Annotated in this window: 18 protein-coding genes; 8 read left to right on the top strand and 10 right to left on the bottom strand. The window is 72.2% G+C overall.

From position 1 onward, the window contains the following. The first annotated feature begins 36 nt into the window (after positions 1-36). Positions 37-417, top strand: a complete 381-nt coding sequence (locus ABZY12_RS00890; protein WP_356885708.1) for a rodlin — start codon at positions 37-39, stop codon at positions 415-417. Between the two features lie 332 nt (positions 418-749). Further along, on the top strand, positions 750-2,789 hold the full coding sequence (locus ABZY12_RS00885; RefSeq protein WP_356885706.1) for a thioredoxin domain-containing protein: 2,040 nt from the start codon (positions 750-752) through the stop codon (positions 2,787-2,789). 70 nt (positions 2,790-2,859) lie between these two features. Here ABZY12_RS00885 and ABZY12_RS00880 read toward each other — a convergent pair whose 3' ends face one another. Continuing rightward, complete coding sequence (locus ABZY12_RS00880; RefSeq protein ID WP_356885704.1) at positions 2,860-3,888, bottom strand: LCP family protein; 1,029 nt, start codon at positions 3,886-3,888, stop codon at positions 2,860-2,862. 687 nt (positions 3,889-4,575) lie between these two features. Between ABZY12_RS00880 and ABZY12_RS00875 the strand changes: the two genes are divergently transcribed. Then, positions 4,576-6,015 (top strand): glycosyl hydrolase, encoded by a 1,440-nt coding sequence (locus ABZY12_RS00875; protein ID WP_356885702.1) that lies wholly within the window; start codon positions 4,576-4,578, stop codon positions 6,013-6,015. 33 nt (positions 6,016-6,048) lie between these two features. Here the strand turns inward: ABZY12_RS00875 and ABZY12_RS00870 are convergent, their stop codons facing one another. From ABZY12_RS00870 to ABZY12_RS00830, 9 genes are read right to left on the bottom strand one after another with little or no spacing between them, the layout of a single operon-like run. Further along, entirely contained in the window at positions 6,049-7,200 is a 1,152-nt protein-coding gene (locus ABZY12_RS00870; protein WP_356885700.1) for a GNAT family N-acetyltransferase, read from the bottom strand. Then, complete coding sequence (locus ABZY12_RS00865; RefSeq protein WP_356885698.1) at positions 7,197-7,874, bottom strand: lipopolysaccharide biosynthesis protein; 678 nt, start codon at positions 7,872-7,874, stop codon at positions 7,197-7,199. The genes ABZY12_RS00870 and ABZY12_RS00865 overlap by 4 nt, the downstream gene beginning before the upstream one ends. A gap of 8 nt (positions 7,875-7,882) precedes the next feature. Then, the gene (locus ABZY12_RS00860; protein ID WP_356885696.1) at positions 7,883-9,016 is read right to left on the bottom strand and encodes a glycosyltransferase; all 1,134 of its coding nucleotides are present in this window, start codon (positions 9,014-9,016) and stop codon (positions 7,883-7,885) included. Next, the gene (locus ABZY12_RS00855) at positions 9,013-9,822 is read right to left on the bottom strand and encodes a polysaccharide deacetylase family protein (protein ID WP_356885694.1); all 810 of its coding nucleotides are present in this window, start codon (positions 9,820-9,822) and stop codon (positions 9,013-9,015) included. The genes ABZY12_RS00860 and ABZY12_RS00855 overlap by 4 nt, the downstream gene beginning before the upstream one ends. Beyond that, positions 9,731-11,551 (bottom strand): lipid II flippase MurJ, encoded by a 1,821-nt coding sequence (locus ABZY12_RS00850; RefSeq protein ID WP_356885692.1) that lies wholly within the window; start codon positions 11,549-11,551, stop codon positions 9,731-9,733. Before ABZY12_RS00850 ends, ABZY12_RS00855 begins: the two co-directional genes overlap by 92 nt. Further along, positions 11,544-12,854, bottom strand: coding sequence for an O-antigen ligase family protein (locus ABZY12_RS00845; protein ID WP_356885690.1), 1,311 nt, complete (start codon positions 12,852-12,854; stop codon positions 11,544-11,546). The genes ABZY12_RS00850 and ABZY12_RS00845 overlap by 8 nt, the downstream gene beginning before the upstream one ends. A gap of 2 nt (positions 12,855-12,856) precedes the next feature. Continuing rightward, positions 12,857-14,311, bottom strand: coding sequence for a sugar transferase (locus tag ABZY12_RS00840; RefSeq protein WP_356885688.1), 1,455 nt, complete (start codon positions 14,309-14,311; stop codon positions 12,857-12,859). Continuing rightward, positions 14,308-15,465 (bottom strand): glycosyltransferase, encoded by a 1,158-nt coding sequence (locus ABZY12_RS00835; RefSeq protein WP_356885686.1) that lies wholly within the window; start codon positions 15,463-15,465, stop codon positions 14,308-14,310. The genes ABZY12_RS00840 and ABZY12_RS00835 overlap by 4 nt, the downstream gene beginning before the upstream one ends. 1 nt (position 15,466) lies before the next feature. Further along, entirely contained in the window at positions 15,467-15,691 is a 225-nt protein-coding gene (locus ABZY12_RS00830) for a hypothetical protein (protein WP_356885684.1), read from the bottom strand. Positions 15,692-16,082: 391 nt separating this feature from the next. On the opposite strand from ABZY12_RS00830, the gene ABZY12_RS00825 reads away from it, so the two are divergent. The 5 genes from ABZY12_RS00825 to ABZY12_RS00805 all read left to right on the top strand — a co-directional run bounded on the left by ABZY12_RS00825 (position 16,083) and on the right by ABZY12_RS00805 (position 19,672). Continuing rightward, positions 16,083-16,322: a chaplin gene (locus tag ABZY12_RS00825; protein WP_356885682.1), complete on the top strand. Its 240-nt coding sequence runs from the start codon at positions 16,083-16,085 to the stop codon at positions 16,320-16,322. Positions 16,323-16,774: 452 nt separating this feature from the next. Next, complete coding sequence (locus ABZY12_RS00820) at positions 16,775-17,041, top strand: hypothetical protein (protein WP_356885681.1); 267 nt, start codon at positions 16,775-16,777, stop codon at positions 17,039-17,041. Positions 17,042-17,466: 425 nt separating this feature from the next. Continuing rightward, a complete protein-coding gene (locus ABZY12_RS00815; protein WP_356885679.1) occupies positions 17,467-18,435 on the top strand; it encodes a hypothetical protein in 969 nt (322 codons plus the stop codon). Positions 18,436-18,637: 202 nt separating this feature from the next. After that, the gene (locus tag ABZY12_RS00810; protein WP_356885677.1) at positions 18,638-19,114 is read left to right on the top strand and encodes a hypothetical protein; all 477 of its coding nucleotides are present in this window, start codon (positions 18,638-18,640) and stop codon (positions 19,112-19,114) included. A 288-nt stretch (positions 19,115-19,402) separates the two neighbouring features. Then, positions 19,403-19,672, top strand: coding sequence for a chaplin (locus tag ABZY12_RS00805; protein WP_356885675.1), 270 nt, complete (start codon positions 19,403-19,405; stop codon positions 19,670-19,672). Positions 19,673-19,724: the final 52 nt, after the last annotated feature.

Raw genomic sequence — 19,724 nt, 5'->3', positions numbered from 1 at the left:
GCATTCCAGGGCCCTCCAGCTCAAGAAGGAAATCTCGTGATCAAGAAGGTTCTCGCTACGGCGGCAGTTGCGGCCTCCGTCGTCGGTATGTCTGCTGCCACGGCGTCCGCGGCGGGTGACGACGGCACCAACAGCGCCAACATCATCGGCAACCAGTCGAAGCAGTCGATCGGCAGCACCTCCACCGGTGGCTACATGAGCCCCAACTTCGGTCTCGTCAACGGCGGCGTCCTGCACTGCTTCGATGTCCAGGACATCACTGCTCAGGTTCCGATCATCAACCTCATCCCCATCAACGTGGATGACGTCCTGAGCCCGAAGCAGAACATGACGTGCTCCCAGAACTCGGTGCAGGAGCAGAACAACAACCCGCTCTCGGACCTCATCGACGTTCTGGCCGAGAACGCGAACAGCTGACGTCCGCTGCGCAGCTGAGCGGCCCCGTCACTCGCAGATCCACTGCGAGCGGCGGGGCCGCTCGCCGTCCGGGGCCCGGCACGGCATGCCCTTGTCCCAGGGCGTCCCCGAAGGCACCCGTGCGTGGACCGACCGCCGCGACGAGGTCGCCGAGGTCGCCGGGAAGGATCGTCAGCCTCCACGCCATGTTCATGCTCTTGAACCGTGGCGAGACAGGGCCACACATTTGCCGTACCGGCTGCGCGGGTGCTGAGCCGGCACCCCTCGCTCCGTTCGGACGCTGCCCCTGTGGCGCATGGGCGGGGAGGAGGCGGGTGCGCAAGGATGGGGGTATGCCCAATCGACTTGCGCAGGCCACGTCCCCGTACCTCCTCCAGCACGCGGACAACCCCGTCGACTGGCGGCCATGGGAGAGCGGCGCGTTCGAAGAAGCCCGGCAACGCGACGTCCCCGTGTTCTTGAGCGTCGGCTACAGCGCCTGCCACTGGTGCCACGTCATGGCGCACGAGTCCTTCGAGGACGACGACACCGCCGCGTACATGAACGAGCACTTCGTATCCGTCAAGGTGGACCGCGAAGAGCGGCCCGATGTCGACGCCGTCTACATGGAGGCGGTGCAGGCGGCCACCGGGCAGGGCGGCTGGCCGATGTCCGTGTTCATGACCCCCGACGGGGAACCGTTCTACTTCGGCACCTACTTCCCGCCCGAGTCCCGGCACGGCATGCCGTCCTTCCGGGACGTCCTCGAGGGCGTCTCCCGCGCCTGGACCGAGCGCCGTGACGAGGTCGGCGAGGTCGCCGGGAAGATCACGAAGGATCTCTCCTCCCGCTCCCTGGCCTTCGGCGGCGACGGGGTACCCGGCGAGCAGGAGCTGGCCCAGGCGCTCCTCGGCCTGACCAGGGAGTACGACGCCACGCGCGGCGGATTCGGCGGCGCGCCCAAGTTCCCGCCGTCGATGGCGCTGGAGTTCCTGCTCCGCCATCACGCCCGTACGGGGGCGGAGGGCGCGCTCCAGATGGCCGCCGACACCTGCGAGGCGATGGCCCGCGGCGGCATCTACGACCAGCTCGGCGGCGGCTTCGCCCGTTACTCCGTGGACCGCGACTGGGTCGTACCGCACTTCGAGAAGATGCTGTACGACAACGCCCTGCTGTGCCGGGTGTACGCGCATCTGTGGCGGGCCACCGGCAGTGACCTGGCCCGACGGGTCGCGCTGGAGACCGCGGACTTCATGGTCCGCGAACTGCGCACGGCCGAAGGCGGTTTCGCGTCCGCGCTGGACGCCGACAGTGACGACGGGACCGGGAGGCACGTCGAGGGCGCGTACTACGTCTGGACGCCGGAGCAGCTGACCGAAGTCCTCGGGGAGGAGGACGCCCGCTTCGCCGCCCAGTACTTCGGGGTGACCGAGGAGGGCACCTTCGAGGAGGGGGCCTCCGTCCTTCAGCTCCCGCAGGAGGCGGGTGTGGCCGACGCCGGCCGGGTCGCCTCGGTCAGGGAGCGGCTGCTCGCCGCCCGTGACCGGCGCTCGCGCCCCGGCCGCGACGACAAGATCGTCGCCGCCTGGAACGGGCTCGCGATCGCCGCCCTCGCCGAGACCGGAGCCTTCTTCGACCGGCCCGACCTGGTCGAGCGCGCGACGGAGGCCGCCGATCTGCTCGTACGCCTCCACATGGGCGAGGGCGCGCGGCTCTCCCGTACCTCCAAGGACGGCCACGCCGGAGCCAACGCCGGCGTCCTGGAGGACTACGCCGATGTCGCCGAGGGGTTCCTGGCGCTCGCCGGGGTCACCGGGGAGGGCGTGTGGCTGGAGTTCGCCGGCTTCCTGCTCGACATCGTGCTCGACCAGTTCGTCGCCGAGGGCGGCGCGCTGTACGACACCGCGCACGATGCCGAGACCCTGATCCGCCGGCCCCAGGACCCGACCGACAACGCGACCCCGTCCGGCTGGACGGCGGCCGCCGGCGCGCTGCTCTCCTATGCCGCGCACACCGGTTCCGAGGCGCACCGGGCCGCCGCCGAGGGCGCGCTCGGAGTGGTCAAGGCGCTGGGGCCGCGCGCGCCCCGGTTCATCGGCTGGGGTCTGGCCACCGCGGAGGCACTGCTCGACGGGCCCCGGGAGATCGCGGTGGTCGGCCCCGCGGGTGACGTCTCCGACGACGGCCCGGCCCGTGCCCTGCACCGCACCGCGCTGCTGTCCCCCGCGCCCGGTGCGGTCGTGGCCTTCGGCGCCCCGGACAGCGCGGAGTTCCCGCTGCTCAAGGACCGTCCCCTGGTGAACGGGGGAGCGGCCGCGTACGTCTGCCGTCACTTCACCTGTGACGCGCCGACGACGGACCCGGCCGAGCTGGGCCGCGTTCTGTCCCGCTGACCGGACACGCCGCTGCCCCGCCGTTCTCCAGGGAGAGCGGCGGGGCAGCGGCGCGTGTCCCGGGTGGCGCCTACGCGCAGAGGAGCGAGGCCCCGGGGATCGGCCGGTACTCGCCGAGGCCCTGCGGGACGGTGCTCGTCGGCGTGGTGGCGGCCTTCGGCAGCGGCTTGTCCGCACGCAGCCGTTCGAAGACTTCGGCCGCCTGCTTCTCGTTCCAGGCGATGGCTGACCCCACGCCCGTCACGTCCTTCAAGCCGCTGACGGGGACGGTGGCGAACTCCGTACGGGACGGGGTGAGGTTCCGCAGTCGCGTGGCCAGCGTCAGCAGGTCGGTGACGGAGAGCCCCCTCTCCACCCTCGCCGTACCGCGCAGGGTCGAGGCGAACGTCCGCAGCGCGGCCGGGTCCGTGAGCTCCGTGCGTACCTTCCGCAGGGTGTTGACGACGAACTGCTGCTGCTTCTGCATGCGCCCGAAGTCCAACTTCCCGTCGGCGCGCCGTGAGCGGACGAACTGGAGCGCCTCGCCACCCTCGGCCTTCTTCGTTCCCGGGGGGAGGTCGAGACCCGTGACGGGGTCCTTGAGCGGCACCTTGGTGCAGATCGGCACTCCGCCCTCCAGGCGGTTCACGCCGTCGATGAACCGGCGGAAGTCGATCTCGAGATAGCGGTGGACCGGTGTCCTCGTCATCCGTTCGACGGTCTCGAGGGTGAACGCCGGGCCGCCCTCGGTGCGGGCGCTGTTGACCTTCGCCTGGTGGGCTCCGTGCTGCGCGCGGGTCCGCTGGTCACGGTGTCCGGCGGGGAAGCCGGTGAGCGTGTCCCGGGGCAGACTGACCACGCTGACACGGTCGTTCTTCGCGGAGATGTGCACCAGCATCATCACGTCGGTGCAGTCGCACCCCTTGCCACCGAGGCGGTACTTCTCCTTCTCCCGCGGAGTGACGCCCTGACGGCTGTCGATGCCTACGACCAGGATGTTGAGCCCCGCGGCCGGAGAGGGCAGGGCGGCGGGGGACGCGGCGAGCGCCCCCGAACCGAGGGCGACGAGGGCGGCCGAGGCGAGCACCGGCCGCCCCCGACGAAATGTTCTGGCGGACACAAGCGGACACCACCGGAGTTCGAGGAATGGGGGATGTCCGCACGCTAAATCGATTGCCGTCGCACACAGGTACGCGACGCGACATCGGCGGGACGAATCACCCTCCTGCGGGGGCTGTGGAATGATGCGGAGACCGCAGTGGATGGGAGGGAGAAGATGGCGCCCGACCCAGGTAAATGGGAGCGGATGGCCTTCATTCCGCGAAGCCGTTACGTGGCGGACCCGCCACCGGTCACGCGGGTCGACCCGGGGCCCTCCCCGTCCCCCCTCTATTCCTCGATGGTTCAGCGCTGGGCTCGCGCGGGCCGTACGGTCCCGGGCATGCCGGACCTGGAGTGGGAACGGCTGATGAACACGCCCATCTGGCCACGCTGAACGGCAGCGATTCCGTCCGTCGGAGGGACTCGCCGCGCCGCACGCGCGACAACATCTTCAGCTTGATCAACCCGGGCTTCGGCAGCACCTGCGTCAACGCCTGACCTCCTCTCAGAAACCGGCCCTTGAAGGCGCCCACCGCGCCTTCAGGGGCCGGCCTTTTCCATGTCCGGGTGCACCAACCGGGGGACGAAAACCCCCCGATGGGCTACTGATCGGATCGTGACCGCGTTCACGGTCGGCTCATTAGGAATACTTTCGGAGTATCAGACTGACGGTCCATCAAGCGGTGTAATTCCAGGAGGAGTGGCCATGGCCCATCGAAAGCGGAAGACATCGAGTGTGTGGCTGGGGGTGTTCACCGCCGGTCTCCTCGCATCGGGCTCAGTCGTGCTGTCCTCCCCCACTCACGCCGCCGAACGCGTCCCTACCAAAGACCCGGCACCGTCCCTGTCCACCGCGATGGGAGCATTCCTCGAATCGGGCCCGGTCGGCGTCAGCCGGATCTCCCAGCTGGAGCGGTGGCTCGGCGGGCGCGAGCTGCGCGTCGGCCACACGTACCTTCCCGGCGACCGCTGGTCGAACATCGAGGGTCCCCCTGGCTTCCTGGACGCCTGGGCGGACTGGCGCAACGAGCGGAAAAACCGGCTGTTCGTCCTGAACGTGCCGATGCTGGAGCGGAACGAGGCCGGGGTCTCCGACTACGAGGTCCGTCGGCAGCTCCAGCTCGGTGCTGCGGGGTACTTCGACCATCACTTCCGTACGCTGGCCGAACGGCTCGTCGGCCTGAAGGCGGCGGACACCGTCATCGTCCTCGGCTGGGAGATGAACGGGACCACGTACACGCACCGGTGCGCGCCGGATCCCACGGCGTGGAAGAAGTACTGGAACCGGATCGTCACCGCCATGCGTTCCGTTCCCGGTCAGGAGTTCCGCTTCGACTTCACCCCGAGCCGGGGGACGGACGCCATTCCGTGGACGGAATGCTATCCGGGTGACGACGTCGTCGACATCATCGGCATGGACTCGTACGACCAGCCGCCGGGGGCTGGTTTCGACCGGCACATCCAGGAGCCGTACGGGCTGCAGAAGCAGGTGGATTTCGCGGCCGAGCACGGCAAGGAGATCTCCTATCCGGAATGGGGGCTTTTCCGGAACGGCGACAATGCCGAGTACATGCGGCGGATGCTCGAATGGATGGACGAGCACAAGCCGCTGTATCACACGATCACCGACTACTGCCCGCACGGCGTCTGGCAGTGCGGGGACAATCCGCGATCGGCGCAGGTCTTCCGACAGATGCTGTACGGGGCCGAGCCGGAGGTACCCGAGGTGCCGGAGGTACCCGAGGTGCCGGAGGTGCCAGAGGTCCCCCCGAAGCCGGAGCCGAAGCCGGAGCCGAAGCCGGAGCCGAAGCCGGAGCCGAAGCCGGAGCCGAAGCCGGAGCCGAAGCCGGAACCGAAGCCCGAGCCGAAGCCGGAACCGAAGCCGGAGCCCAAGCCGGAGCCCAAGCCGGAGCCCAAGCCGGAACCGAAGCCGGAGCCCAAGCCGGAGCCCAAGCCGGAACCGAAGCCCGAGCCCAAGCCGGAGCCCAAGCCCGAGCCCAAGCCCAAGCCCGAGTGCTGGACCGTGAATCTCGGTTCGTGGGTGGAGAGCTGGATCGGTGGCCCCATCTGCGTCTCCAAGGAAAGCTGGAAGGACGAGGTCGACGACGGCTGGACCGGATTCATCAACGCCGTCTGGCTGTTCTGACCGGAGAAAGGCCCCCCACGGCGGCGGAGGAGATCAGCCTCCGCCGCCGTTCGTCCGTCCCCGCACCCGTCCGACCACCCGCCCCACCCATGCCCGCTCCCGAGCCTGCCGGGCCGCCCAGCGCCGTGCGCCCGCCGCGCCCGCCAGCAGCCACAGCAGCGGAGCCGTACTCCGGCGGCTCATCATCAGCCGCTGGTTCGGGACGCTCTCCGGGCGCCAGTGCCGCTTGTAGGGTTCGTTGCCCCGGAGCAGGCTCAACGTGACCCGGCCGCTTTCGCTCGTCTGGCGTGCCCCGTGCCGCAGCAGCAACGTCGCCACGTCGATCTTCCGGGCGCGCAGCACCGGATCGGCGCCGTAGAGATACCCCCCGGCCAGCCGTGGCGACATCAGGGTCAGATCCGCGGCCACCACGTCCCCGGCCAGCCGGAACTCGGTCACCATCGCGTCCCCCCGTTCCACCATGGGCCGCACGGCCCGCGCGAGATGCTGGGCGAACCGGTCGCTGGTGTGCTCCACGGTCACGCGCCGGCCGAGCCACTGACGCTGATGCAGCGTCAGGAGCCGCTCCAGGGCCGCCGGCACCTCCTCGCCGGTCACGACCCGCTCGTCGATACCGAGGGCGTCCAGCTTGCGCAGCTTGGCGCGCACCCGCTGCTGGGCCTTCCCCGTGGGGATCCGTTCGAGCAGGACGTCCATCGGCACCGCCGGCAGCTCCAGACAGAGCGAGTCGGCGAGTCGGCGGCGCGGACCGCGCCAGCAGGCGTGGATCCGCTCGGCCGCCGCCCCCGGCCGCACCTCGCGCAGGTCGATCACCGCGCCGCGCGCCACCTCCGCCAGCGCCCGGGCCAGCAGGGGCGCGGCCTCGGGGCAGGCGTCGTCGAGAAGCACGTCGGTGAAGTCGGTGATGGTGCCGCCGAGCTGGCTGAGGACCGGGAGCGGCCGCCATGCCCGCATCAGGGGCGCGGCGGCGACCAGTTCGCCGTCCTCCCGCCGTACGAGGACCACCCGCAGCGCGCCCGGCCTGCCGTACGACAGCCACCAGGAGTGGAGCCACGAGTGGGACTGGAACGGGGTCGCCGTGGAGCACCGCCCGTACAGCGAGGTCCACCGCTCGCCGAGCCGGCCGAACTCCGCGCCGTCCCGGCAGACCTCGCTCCGCAGACCGTGCGTGCCGCCGGCGGTCACACCGACTCCGGTTCCGGCCGGTGCGCGGTGGCCGTCGCGGGCTTGGCGGTGGACGGACCGGGGACGGCGGCGGACGGCTGCCGGGAGTGGCGCGCCTCGGCGCGCACGGCGCGCCGGGGCCGGACCAGCAGCGCCAGGCCGCCGAACAGGCCGCCCGCGCAGCCACCGACCAGCGCGGAGAGCGGCGCGGACGGTGAGACCGGCTCCACCGGCTTGGTGGCCCGGGAGAACTGGACGACCTTCACCCCCGTGCTGCCGGACGCGTGCGTGCTGTTGAGGACCAGCGCACGGGCCACGCCGTCGGCCATGGAGACCGCCTTGGACGGCGTGGACGCCCGTGCCGTGAGGGAGATCATCGGAGCGTCGGGGGAGGTCGCGGCCTGCACGCTGGAGCGCAGGGTCGCGGCCGACACCCCGGCCCACACCTGGGCGTCGCCGGTCACCGCGAGGTCGGTGGCGACCCTGCCGTACGCCTGGGCGAAACCGACGGCCGCGGCTGGGGCCGACTTCTCGCCGGGGACCACGATGACGTAACTCGTCGCCGCGTACTCCGGGGTCTTCAGCACGCCGTAACCGCCCCCGAGGGCGGCGCCGACCAGCACGGAGGCGGGCAGGACCCACGATCGGCGCGGGCTGCGCAGAGCGTTTCTCAGGGCGGAACGTGACGGGTTCATGGGCTGGCTCACTTCGGGGGAGGAGGGGTGCCGTGGACGGCCTGTTCGTAGAGGGACATCAGCTGCAGGGCGCTGTGGGCGATGTCGTAGCGGTGGGCGGCGGCGGGCCGCGGCAGCCGGGCCAGGCGGGCGTCCCGGATGCCCCGCAGCGCGCCGGCCAGTTCGGGTACGGACGGGCCGATCCGCCGGGCCCCGGGCGCCGCGTCGGGCGGAAGGTCGTCGATCGCCGGGCAGGCCACGTACAGCACGGGCAGTCCGGCGGCCAGCGCCTCGACGGCCGCGAGCCCGAACGACTCGTCGGGTGAGGTGGAGACGAAGACGTCCATCGCGGCGAGCAGCGAGGGCAGATCGGGCCGTTCGCCCCCGGCGGGTGGCGGGTCCTCGCACGCCCCCGCGAGGAGCACCCGGTCGGCAGCCCCGGACGCGTGGGCCGTGGCGAGGAGCCGCTCGCGTTCCTCGCCGTCGCCGACGAGGAGCAGCCGCGCCTCCGGCACCGACGCCACCGCCCGTACGAGACGGTCGAAGCGCTTGCCCGGCGCCAGCCGCCCCACCCCGCCGACGACGAACGCGTCCTCGGGCAGGTCGAGCAGCTTGCGGGTGAGACGCCGGGCGTCCTCCGTGTAGCCGAAGCGGGCCGACTCGATGCCGTTCGGGACGACATGGATACGGGAGGGGGCCACGCCCCACCCCTCCAGGCGGCGGGCGACGCTGGGCGAGACGGCGACGGTGGCGGTGCCGAGCCGCTCGGTCGCCCGGTACAGGGCGCGGGTGCCGGCGGAGAGGGGACGGCCCTCGATCTGGGTGTCGCCGAGGGAGTGTTCGGTGGCGACGACGGTACGGACCCCGGCGAGGCGGGCGGCGATCCTGCCGTACACACAGGCGCGGTAGAGATGCGTGTGGACGAGGTCGTAGCGTCCGTCGCGGATGATCCGGACGAGCCGTGGCAGGGCTCCGAGATCGCGGTTGCCCGTCATGCCGAGGTGGGTGACGGGGACGCCGTCGGCCTCGATGCCGCGCGCGACAGGCCCCGGGTTGGTGAGGGTGACGACCTCGCTCCGGACGGGCAGATGGCGGAGCATGAGCCGGAGCTGCTGCTCGGCGCCCCCGATGCCGAGGCCGGTGATGATGTGCAGGACCTTCATCGGACGTCCGCCCCGGCCGGGCTCGTGACCTGCGCGGAGCGAGCGGTCCGCGTACGGTGCAGATCGGCGGGGTGGCGGCGGCGCAGGGGGTGCAGGACGCGCTTGGCGGTGAGCCGCCACGAGGTGTCCCGCTCGTCGATGTGGACCCGGGGCAGCGCGTGCGCGCTCGTCAGCCGGCCGGGGTCGATGGCGCAGGCGTGGCGGTAGCCCGCGGCCCGTACGGCCCGGATCGTCCGGGCGTCGACGTGACCGTAGGGGTAGCAGAAGCCGTCCACCGGCGTGCCGGTGATCTCCTGCAGGAGGGCGCGGCTGCGCCGGGTCTCCTCGGCGAGGGCCGCGTCGTCGGCGGCGGGGAGTGAGACGTGCCGGAGCCCGTGCGAGCCGATCTCCATGCCGGCCTCGGCGGCGCGCCGGATGCCGTACTCGGTCAGCAGGGGCTTGCGGGGCCCTTCGCCGTCCCAGCCGTTCACGCCGCCGATCCGGCCGGGCAGGACGTAGACGGTGGCGGTGAAGTCATGACGGCGCAGCAGAGGGAGGGCCGCATCGACGAAGTCGGCGTACCCGTCGTCGAAGGTGAGGCCGACCAGGCCCCTGGCACGGCCGGCGGCGGCCGCGGTGAGCAGCTCGCCCACCGAGACACCGCGCAGCCCCCGGTCGTTCAGCCAGTGCAACTGCCGGGCGAAGCGCACGGGGGAGACGGTCACGCGGTACGGATCATCCGGGGTGTCCGCGATCGAGTGGTACATCGCCACCCACAGGGGCGGCTTCGGCAGCAGACGACGAATCGCGGCGGCGCGGGGCGCCATGACAGCGTGCATGGGCGAGCCTTCGTGATGCGGTGCGGGTGAGGGGCGGGATGTCCGGCGCACGGGGAGCGCAGGCGAGGAAGAGCAGGAAGACTCCGGCCGCGACCAGCGTCGTGACCGCGAGGGAGAGGACGGCCGGGCCGATCAGGGCGGAGCAGAGCCAGCCGGCGCCGGTGGCCCACGCGGCCGCGGTGGCCAGCCGCAGCAGCCCCTCGCCGAGGGGGCGGATCCGGACCGGGATGGACTGGCGGCGCGCCCCCAGCAGCAGCATCACCGCGGTCAGGGTGATGCCGAACGCGTTGGCGGCGGCGATGCCGACGGCGCCCCACAGCCGGGCTCCCGGCACTCCGGCGACGGCGGTCGCGACGAGACCGGTGGCCATCGCGGCGGCCGGGTACCAGAGCGGCCGGGCGGCCGAGAAGTAGCAGCGGGCCAGGGCGCCGACCACCGTCTGGCCGAGCAGTCCGAGGGCGTAGACGCGCATCACGGCGGCGGTCGCCGCGGTGTCGGTGGGGTCGAACGCGCCGCGCTGGAAGAGGATCTCGACGATCTGCGGGGCTGCCGCGATGACGATCGCGGCGCCGCTGAGGACGACGACGGCGGCGAGCAGCAGATCCCGCTCGACGCGGCGGCGGGCACCCTCGGTGTCGCCGGACGCCATGGCACGGGCGACGACCGGGAAGCTGACCGTGCACAGCATCAGGGAGAGGATCATCGGCATCTGCGCGATCTTCTGCGCGTAGTTCAGATGCGAGATGGCGCCGGCGGGGAGCGGGGAGGCGAGGAAACGCTCGACGAGGATCTGTGACTGCCGGGAGAGCGCGAAGGCGATGACCGGGGCGATGAGCCCGAGCACGAGGAGCCGCCCGTCGCCCGTGCCGGTCGCGGCGGGCTCCGCCTCCTTCCTCACCGGACGGTGACGCAACTCGCGCAGCAGGAAGGGGGCTTGGGTCAGCACCATCAGCGCGCCTCCGACAGCCACCCCGGCCGCGGCGGACCGCACGCCGAAGGGCTCGCGCAGCACCACGATCGTGCCGATGATCCCGATGTTGTACGCGACGTAGATGGCGGCCGGTGACAGGAAGCGGCCGTGCGCGCGCAGGGCGGCGGAGAAGTAGCCGGCGAGCGCGAAGGTCAGCACGCAGGTGGCGGTCAGCCGGGTGCAGTCGACGGCGAGTCGCGGATCGGGAAGACCGGGCGCGAGGGCGGCGACGAGGAACGGCGCGGCGAGGATCAGCAGCGAGGAGACGGCGCTGACGGTGAGCGCCAGTCGGGGCAGCGTGGTGCGTACGAGGGCACGGACGGGGTCGTCGGCCGTGCCGCCGCAGCGCCGGGCGAGGGCGCGGCTGAACGCGGGTACCAGGATCAGCGCCATCGCGTCCTCGATGAGGAGCGTCGAGGCGAACTCCGGGACGGTCCAGGCGACCAGGAACGCGTCGGTCTCGGCCCCCGCGCCGAAGAAGTGCGCCAGGATCTGGTCCCGTACGAGACCGAGCACGGCACCGGCCGCGGTGAGCCCCGCCGTGACGGCGGCGGCCCGCGCCAGGAACCTCCCGGACGGCGACGACGCCGGGCGTCGTCGTCCCCGCCGAGGCGCGCCGACGGCCCCCGGCCGAGGCACGTCGGGCGCGGGGCCGGCATCGGCGCGCGTGTGCGGGTGGACGGCCGCGCCCCCGCCACGCGGTAACGCGTCCGTCGGTTCCGGGTCACCCCGCCAGGGGTCACGCACGCTTCACCTCCGCCAGCGACCACCAGGCCGTCAGGCCGAGCACGACCGACAGCAGCACCGTGGAGGGCCCGCCGATGTCCGCGTAGAAGAAGTCGATGAGCTGCCAGGACAGCAGTCCGATCGCCACCAGCGCGCAGTCCGCGCCCCGGGCGCGCCGCCGCAGCGCCCCGACCAGGAGCGCCACCCAGCTTCCGGCCAGCGCGAGGAGTCCCACCAGGCCCTGCTCGCTCAGCACCAGCAGGTACATGTTGTGCGGCGACAGCAACGGCTGGCGCTGGAACGCCGCCCCCGCGCCCGCCGTGTCACTGCCCGACGACAGCGCCAGCGAGGCGTGGGAGTCGCGGTACTGCGGAAAGCCCTTCAGGCCTACCCCCGTCAGCGGCTCAGCGCGCCACATCCGTCCGGCCGCCGCCCACATCGTGTACCGGTCCGTCACCGACTGGTCCGGCGCGGCCGTCACCTGCGTGATGCTGGCGACCCGCTCCTTCACCATCGTCGAGCCGATCCCGAGCCCGCCGACCAGGACCACCGCGAGCGCGCCCACCGCGAGCGCCACCCGCCCGGCCCGCCGCAGGCCGGAGAGCAGTAGTTGGAGCGCGCAGGCCAGCACCGTCGCGATCCACGCGCCCCTGCTGTAGGAGAGCGTCAGCGGAAGGAGGAGCAGGCCCGCGCAGACCAGCGCCGCCGTCCGCGTCCGCCCCGGCCCGCTGCCCAGCGCGATGCCGGTGACGACGACGAGACCGTACGAGACGACCGTCGCCATCCCCATCACATCGGTCGGCCCGAACGTCCCCACCGCCCGCACGTCCTCGCCCATGTACGAGGCGCCCGTCCCGGTCAGCGACTGCGCCACCCCGACCGCGCCCTGCAGCAGCGCCAGCACGACCAGCGCCCACGCGACCACCGCGAAGTCCCGCCGGTCGCGGATCGTCAGCAGTACGGCCGCCGGGACGAGCACGAAGACCTGTACGTAGCGGGCGACGCCCGGCAGGCTCGCCGCCGGGTCGTTCGAGGTGATGGCGGCCAGACAGATCCCGAGGACCGGCAGGCCGAGCACGATCGCCGCCCACCGGGTCAGCGGCCGTGCTCCGCCGCGCAGCACCCGCACCAGACAGATCAGGACGAGCAGCCCCGAGGCCGCGTCCGCGAGCGTGCCCGTACCGCCGGTGCCTCCTTCCGCGCCACCGCCCGCCGGGACGAGCAGCAGTCCGATCACGGCCAGGACCGGGGACAACGCCCCGACTCTGCGCGCCAGGTCGCGCACGTCGGCGTGCGGGGCGGCGACCGCCACGGCCGTCGCCATCATCAGCTCCCCGCCGGCCGGACGAGACCGGCCGCGGTGCGCAGCAGAATGCGGACGTCCTGCCAGAGCGACCAGTGATCGATGTAGTGGTTGTCGAAACGGCAGCGGTCCTCGATCGAGGTGTCGCCGCGCAGCCCGTGCACCTGCGCCAGTCCCGTCAGCCCGACCGGCATCCGGTGACGGGCCGCGTACCCGGCGTGGATACGACTGAACTGGGCGACGAAGTACGGCCGTTCGGGACGGGGCCCGACCAGGCTCATGTCCCCGCGCAGCACGTTCCACAACTGCGGCAGCTCGTCCAGCGAGGTCCGCCGCAGGAAACTGCCGACCGCGCTCATCCGCCGGTCGTCGGCCACGCTCCACCGCGTCGCCGACTCGGTCTCGTCGGCCGGGCGCAGCGTACGGAACTTCAGCAGCGTGAACAGCCGCCCGTTCTGCCCCACCCGCTCCTGCCGGAACAGCACACCGGGCCCGTCGGAGAGCCGCACGGCCAGCGCGCACAGCAGCAGCACCGGCAGCGCGCAGGCCAGCGCGGGACCGGCCACGGCCACGTCGAGCGCGCGCTTCGCGGTCAGACCACGCCGCTCGGACAGCGGTACGAGGCGACGGCAGCCGTACCCCCACAGGTGGTCGCTCATCGGCCCGTCCTGACCCTCGCCGCCCACCCGCCAGGTGGTGCAGCCGTAGTCCTGAAAGAGCGTCACCAGACCGGGATCCTCCGTCAGGAACACCGCGTCGCGCACGGTGGTCTGGATGACCGCCCGGTGGATCTCCTCCGTGGTCGTCAGGACCGGAAGCCCCGCCTCCCTCGCGTGCTGCGGCGTCACGCCGTCCTGCCGGGTGGCGACGATCCCCACCGGCCTGATGCCGTACTCCGGATGCTGCCCGACCGCCGCCGCGAACCGGCGCGCCGCCCCCGGCCCGCCGACCACCAGCGCCGACCGCGGATGCGCCCGGGCCCTCCGCCGTCTGCGGGCGTGGACCGCTCCACGCGCCACGCACACGGCGGCGAGATGTGTGGCGTACGCGGAGCAGAGCGCGGCGGGGCCGATCGCCCGCTCGGGGGTGTACGCGGCGACGGCGGCGGCCGCCACGCACCAGGCGACCCCGGCGCGGGAGGCGAGCGCGGGCAGCTCGTCCAGTACGGAGGCGAGGGCGCCGGGCCGGTGCAGACCCGCGTACGCGTCGAAGGCGAGGACGAGCCCGGCGACCAGGAGCAGCAGCCGGACCTGGCCGTGCGGTTCGGGCATCAGCCCGACGGCGAGCAGCACGGCCAGACCGTCGGCCGCGATCAGCGGTACGGCGGCGAACCGCAGCGGCGCGGGGCGGCGCGGCGGGAGCGCCAGCCGGTCCGGCCCCCCGCGCTGCGGGGCGAGGGCGGCGAGACCGGGGCCGGCGTGGGTCGCCGAGGGCCAGGGGCCCGGTGCGGGAGGGACGCTGGTGCTTTCCGTGGTCACTGGGCAATCGGCTCTCTGTGCTCGGTGCACCGCACTCCGGCCAGCTCGCGGTACACGTCCGCGACGGCCGCGCCGGTGCGCCGCACATCGAATCTGCTGAGTACGTGCTCATGGGCCTGGCGGCCCAGGGAGTGCCGCAGCTCCGGCCGGCCGAGAAGACGGCCGACGGCGGCGGCGAGCGCGGCCGGGTCCTCGGGCGGGACCAGGCACAGGGGTTCATGGCCGGGCGGGAGGCTCTCGCGCGCCCCGGCCACGTCGCTGACCACGACCGGCCGGCCGCTCGCCATGGCCTCCAGGGGAGCCAGCGCCATGCCCTCCCAACGGGACGGCAGGACGACCAGGTCGGCCGCGCGGTACCAGGGGCCGGTGTCCTCCACAGCGCCGGCGAACCGGACCGAGGCCGGCGCTCCGGCCCGCAGCCGCTCGCCGTCCGGCCCGTCGCCGACGAGGACCAGGCGGGCCGTGGGGAACTCGGCGAGGACGGCGGGCCAGGCGGCGAGCAGCACGTCCTGACCCTTCTGCCGGCAGAGCCGTCCCACGCAGACGACGAGGGGGCCCTCGTCCCGCCCGGAGACACCGGACTCCGGCTCCGATCCGGCACCGCCGAACCTGGCCACGTCCACGCCGTTGTGGATGACCGACCAGGACGCCCGGACGCCGGCCTCCTCACCGGTGCGGCGTTCGGCCTCGCTGACGCAGACGATCCGCTGCGTCCAGCGCGCCGCCCAGCGCTCCCAGCGCCGGGCGAACGCGCCGACCGTGCCGTCGACCGCCTCGAACGACCAGGCGTGCGGCTGGTACACGGTCGGGACCCGGCCCCGCAGGGCGAGTCGGGCGCACAGTCCGGCCTTGGCGCTGTGTGCATGGACCAGAGCGGGGCGGACGGTGCGGATCAGACGCGCGAGGTCGCGGGTCTCCCGGACCAGCGCCGGGCCGGGCTCCCGCCCGGCACGCCAGGCATGCACCGAGGCGCCCTCGGCGCGGACGGCACGGGCGAGCGGGGTGTCCGGCGGGCAGGCGACCGCCACCCGCATTCCTGAGCCGAGTTGGGCGCGGACCAGGTCCGTGACGACTCGGGCGACTCCGGCGTCACCGGGCTGGACCGCGTGCAGAACGGTGAGGAAGGAGGCTTCCGATTCTCGTGAAGACCACACGTCAGAAGTGCGCTTCGAGCCGGACGGTGTCCTTCCGGGGGGCGAAGCGGTCGTGGAATCGGTCGGCTCCATGGCGCGCACCCCCCGGATCGAAGACGTCGGAGTCGTAGTTCGCGGAAGAGACGAAATCGGAGAGCGGGACGCTCTCGGCCGCCGTGGCCGAAGTGTCGGCGACGCGGACGCACAACAGACCGCGGCGCATCGCACCAACCGCTGAATTCCGCATACAGGTTCTCCGCTTTGATGAGAGAAGGAAGGGAAGACCCGTGGAGTTCGGGGGAGAAGGAGAGTTCGTCCGCACGAAATGAGTGAACGCGCGGCTGGGCCGGAAGCAACGTTCGGGAACTTTATAACCCCAACGCCGGGCGATAGTAAGCATTAGAAGACCGGAAATGCTAACTCCCGTATCCACCGGGCCGGTTCCTCGTTGAGCGTGTTGCCCCTCGCCCCGATCGGTCGCCCATTCGGCCCTCCTATGGCCCAAAGATCGGTTGAACGTCACCCGTTCGGGAGAGCAACCAATGAAATCGAACCGCGTTGTTGAGGGAGTCGGACGAAACCGTCCGCACCGACCGTCAGGTCCCAGTTTTTTCACCACATTCGAGGAGCGCTTTCCCATGTCCCGTATCGCGAAGGCTGTAGTCCTGACCGTCGGTGTCGCCGCGTCCGCCGCGGGTGCCACCGGTGTCGCCGCTGCCGACTCCCACGCCGAGGGTGCGGCCGTGGGCTCCAAGGGACTCCTGTCCGGGAACGTCGTGCAGGTCCCGGTCCACGTGCCGATCAACATCTGCGGCAACACGGTCAACATCGTCGGCCTGCTGAACCCGACCTTCGGCAACACCTGCGTCATCGCCTGACCTCGCACGCCGGATCGCTGTCCTTCCGAGGCCGGCGCACCGCCCCGTCCAGGGTGCGGCGCGTCGGCCTTCGATCGTTCGGGCGCACCCGTGTGCGCCGCCCGGTGCAACGGCGTACGCCCCTGGGAGAAGCAGGTCGGGGGAGGGATTCACTCGAACGAAGGGGTGGCGCTCAGTAGTTCCCCCGTTGCGCAGTGCTATAGCCGCAGGGCATGGTGACGGGCGGCCACGTCCGGCAGTGCCCCCGGACCGGCACGGCGCTCGCGTGTTCGGTCGGCAAATACGACCGCGCCCCTTCGTTCGGGTGCTGTGCGGAGAAATCCCTCCTCCTGGAGTTTCCGGTGAGCGGACCCCTCGTTACAGAAGGCGGAACGACGTACAGGAATCCGCCAAGAGGACTGTGCGGCAAGCGACTTGCTTGCGAGAGACGCCATAGAGGAAGGACCCACCCCATGAAGCCCACCAAGGTTGCCGCGGTCGTCGCCGGTTCTGTGATGGCCCTGGGTGCCGCCGCCCCCGCCATGGCTGCCGAGTCGGCCGCCGTCCCCACCAGCCTCGACGGCGGTCTCGGATCGCTCACCAGCAAGGGGCTGAAGACGGACGCGCTGAGCAGCACCACGGACGGCTCCGTGGTCAAGACGGTGGGGGACGCCGCGAACACCCTGAACAAGACCGAGCAGGCCCGGTCGCTGCTCGGTGGCCTCCCGCTCGGCAACTGAGGGCCGCACACGCCCTCGCTCCTCCGCGCATCCCGCGCGTGGACCGCGCTCCGCGGTCATCGATCCCCCGGATCGCATCCTCGCTCCGCCCGGTCCCGGCGGACGCTCCCACCGGCGCATACCGCTACTCCACGTAGTCGGCCGATCGAATGATTTTCCGATCGCCCGCCGTGTGGTCCCGGTTCTTCGTGGCCGGCCGCTCCTTACTCTCTCGCCAACCCCACGGAAGGTTGGCCCATGGAGAGTCCGAGGACGGCAGCGCTCGACCTCGCGTCGCGCTCGCCGCGGCGCGTTCGCCCGGTGTCCTTGAGCCTCACGTTCCGTAGTCAGTCCCTCCACGGCTGACGTACCGAGTGCGTGGACAGACCGGTCGGAGCGAGGGGGGTTCCCCGCCGGTCTCTCCTTTTCTCCAGAGGAAGAGCGGGATGCGATCCATCATCAGCAGGAAACTGATCACTGCCGCCGCCGCGACGGGCATTCTGTCGCTGACCGGCGGCTTCGCCATGGCGGTGAACTCCACGCCCGGTACGGGCGAGGTCCCCGGCCGCGGCACGGGCCACCACCTCCAGCTCACGCCCGGTTCCGATCTGTGCGCCAGCCCCATGAACCTCGGCGAGGCCGCCGCGGCGGCGGTCGGCGATCTGTGTACGCGAGCGGGTGACGACCCCGACGGCTACGGGGACGACGACTACCCGACCGAGCCTCCGACGACGCCGCCCACCACGCCTCCGACGACGCCGCCCGGCGAGTGCGAGGAGCCCAAGCCGGGGTGCGAGGAGCCGACCAAGCCGCCGACGACCCCTCCGACCAAGCCGCCCACCACGCCCCCGACCAAGCCGCCGACGACCCCTCCGACCAAGCCGCCCACCACGCCCCCGACGACGCCGCCGGGCGAGTGCGAGGAGCCCAAGCCGGGGTGTGAGGAGCCGACCAAGCCGCCGACGACCCCTCCGACCAAGCCGCCCACCACGCCCCCGACGACGCCGCCGGGCGAGTGCGAGGAGCCCAAGCCGGGGTGTGAGGAGCCGACCAAGCCGCCGACGACCCCTCCGACCAAGCCGCCCACCACGCCTCCGACCAAGCCTCCGACGACGCCTCCGACCAAGCCGCCGACGACGCCGCCCACCAAGCCCCCCACCACGCCTCCGACGACGCCGCCGGGCGAGTGCGAGGAGCCCAAGCCGGGGTGTGAGGAGCCGACCACGCCTCCCGTCACCACGCCTCCCTCCACTCCGCCCGGTGGGCCGGGCAGGCCCGAGCTCCCCGACACCGGCAGCGATCCCGCGCTGTGGGCCGCCGCCGCCACGAGTGCGGCGCTGCTCCTCGGCGGAACGGTCATCCGTCTCCGTGCGGGCCGCTTCGCGGGCGCCGGACGGCAGGAACGCCGGCACTGACGCGCTGGGCTGACGCGCCGTCAACCGAGCCCCCCGCCCATCACCGGTGGGGGGCTCCGGCGTTGCTGCGAACAGGGGAATTTCGCGACGTTCGGCCCGGAAGGCTCGTTCACAGGACACAGCAACACCGCACCCTCGTCATCTGCTCTGAAGGGCGTACGCAGTCATGAATCTGCGATCTCAAGCCGGCATGGGAATCCTCATGACCGCTCTCGCCTCCGCGGCCATGGCCGCCCCCGCGGCCGCCGCGGAGGCACCGGTGATCGTTCCGCTCCAGGGCCTGGAGCCGGCGATCCCCATGGACGCTCCCACGGTGGCCACCGGTGTCCCCCTGCTCATTCCCGGTGGTCCCACCGGTTTCCACCCCGGGCGGGCCGGTGAGCTGCCCGACGTCGGGGTGCCCGGGGTGCCCCTCGACACCACTCTTCCGGAGAGCGCCGTCGCCGCCCCGCTGCCGGAGGTCGTGGACGGCAGCGAGCTCGGCCAGGTGCTGTTCACCGCCCCGCGCTCCAAGATGGCGGCGGCCACGCCCGGTGCCGTGGTCGGCACCCCGATCACCCAGCCGCACGCCGACCGTTTCGGGATGCCCGGGCTCACGGCGCCGCGGGCCGGCGTCATCGCCCCCGCGGTGACGGGGACGCTGGACTCCCAGCTGGGTCTGGCGCGGCCGACGGCCTGACGACGTTCTTTTGTGCGACCGATGAGCCGGTGGGTGAAGACACGATTCTTCCCCGCCACCCGAGGGGTCGTTGCTCGTTACAACAGAAGGCTTGTCGCATGGCCGTGGCCCGCGGATTCGGGTTTCGCTCCGCCGTATCCGACGGCGGGTGGACCAGGTCTGCGGGCCTTCCCTCTCTTCGTTCTGTTCCATCCGGCCTCAAGGGCGTTACTCATACGCCTTTTCGGCGTTATCACGCATGACGGCCGTGATTCTCGCGGTCGCCTTTCCACGTCCAAGGAGTTCTTGATGTCTCGCATCGCGAAGGCTGCCGCTGTCCTCGCCGGCTCGGGTGCCGTTGCCCTCAGCGGAGCCGGCATGGCCGTCGCCGGTTCCGGCGCCCAGGGCGCAGCTGTCAACTCGGGCGGCCTCGCCTCCGGCAACGTGGTGCAGGTTCCGGTCCACGTCCCGATCAACCTGTGCGGCAACACTGTGACCATCGTCGGCCTGATCAACCCGGCGTTCGGCAACACGTGCGTGATCGCCGACGGCCACGGCGACGGCGGCTACGGCGGCTGATCCCCCGGCTCACCGAGCGGCCCCCCGGCAGAGCTGCCGGGGGGCCGCTGAC

The organism is Streptomyces sp. NPDC006551 (assembly GCF_040611675.1).
GTDB lineage: Bacteria > Actinomycetota > Actinomycetes > Streptomycetales > Streptomycetaceae > Streptomyces.
The sequence above is the reverse complement of the archived record's forward strand: the minus strand, read 5'-3'. Positions and strand labels throughout refer to the sequence as shown.

What these genes read in the sequence shown, in the direction of transcription:
- ABZY12_RS00885 (WP_356885706.1), top strand. Translation starts at nt 750, where the DNA reads ATGCCCAATCGACTTGCGCAGGCCACGTCCCCGTACCTCCTCCAGCAC.
- ABZY12_RS00875 (WP_356885702.1), top strand. Translation starts at nt 4,576, where the DNA reads ATGGCCCATCGAAAGCGGAAGACATCGAGTGTGTGGCTGGGGGTGTTC.
- ABZY12_RS00865 (WP_356885698.1), bottom strand. Translation starts at nt 7,874, where the DNA reads ATGAACCCGTCACGTTCCGCCCTGAGAAACGCTCTGCGCAGCCCGCGC.
- ABZY12_RS00860 (WP_356885696.1), bottom strand. Translation starts at nt 9,016, where the DNA reads ATGAAGGTCCTGCACATCATCACCGGCCTCGGCATCGGGGGCGCCGAG.
- ABZY12_RS00855 (WP_356885694.1), bottom strand. Translation starts at nt 9,822, where the DNA reads ATGGCGCCCCGCGCCGCCGCGATTCGTCGTCTGCTGCCGAAGCCGCCC.
- ABZY12_RS00845 (WP_356885690.1), bottom strand. Translation starts at nt 12,854, where the DNA reads ATGGCGACGGCCGTGGCGGTCGCCGCCCCGCACGCCGACGTGCGCGAC.
- ABZY12_RS00830 (WP_356885684.1), bottom strand. Translation starts at nt 15,691, where the DNA reads ATGCGGAATTCAGCGGTTGGTGCGATGCGCCGCGGTCTGTTGTGCGTC.
- ABZY12_RS00825 (WP_356885682.1), top strand. Translation starts at nt 16,083, where the DNA reads ATGTCCCGTATCGCGAAGGCTGTAGTCCTGACCGTCGGTGTCGCCGCG.
- ABZY12_RS00820 (WP_356885681.1), top strand. Translation starts at nt 16,775, where the DNA reads ATGAAGCCCACCAAGGTTGCCGCGGTCGTCGCCGGTTCTGTGATGGCC.
- ABZY12_RS00815 (WP_356885679.1), top strand. Translation starts at nt 17,467, where the DNA reads ATGCGATCCATCATCAGCAGGAAACTGATCACTGCCGCCGCCGCGACG.
- ABZY12_RS00810 (WP_356885677.1), top strand. Translation starts at nt 18,638, where the DNA reads ATGACCGCTCTCGCCTCCGCGGCCATGGCCGCCCCCGCGGCCGCCGCG.
- ABZY12_RS00805 (WP_356885675.1), top strand. Translation starts at nt 19,403, where the DNA reads ATGTCTCGCATCGCGAAGGCTGCCGCTGTCCTCGCCGGCTCGGGTGCC.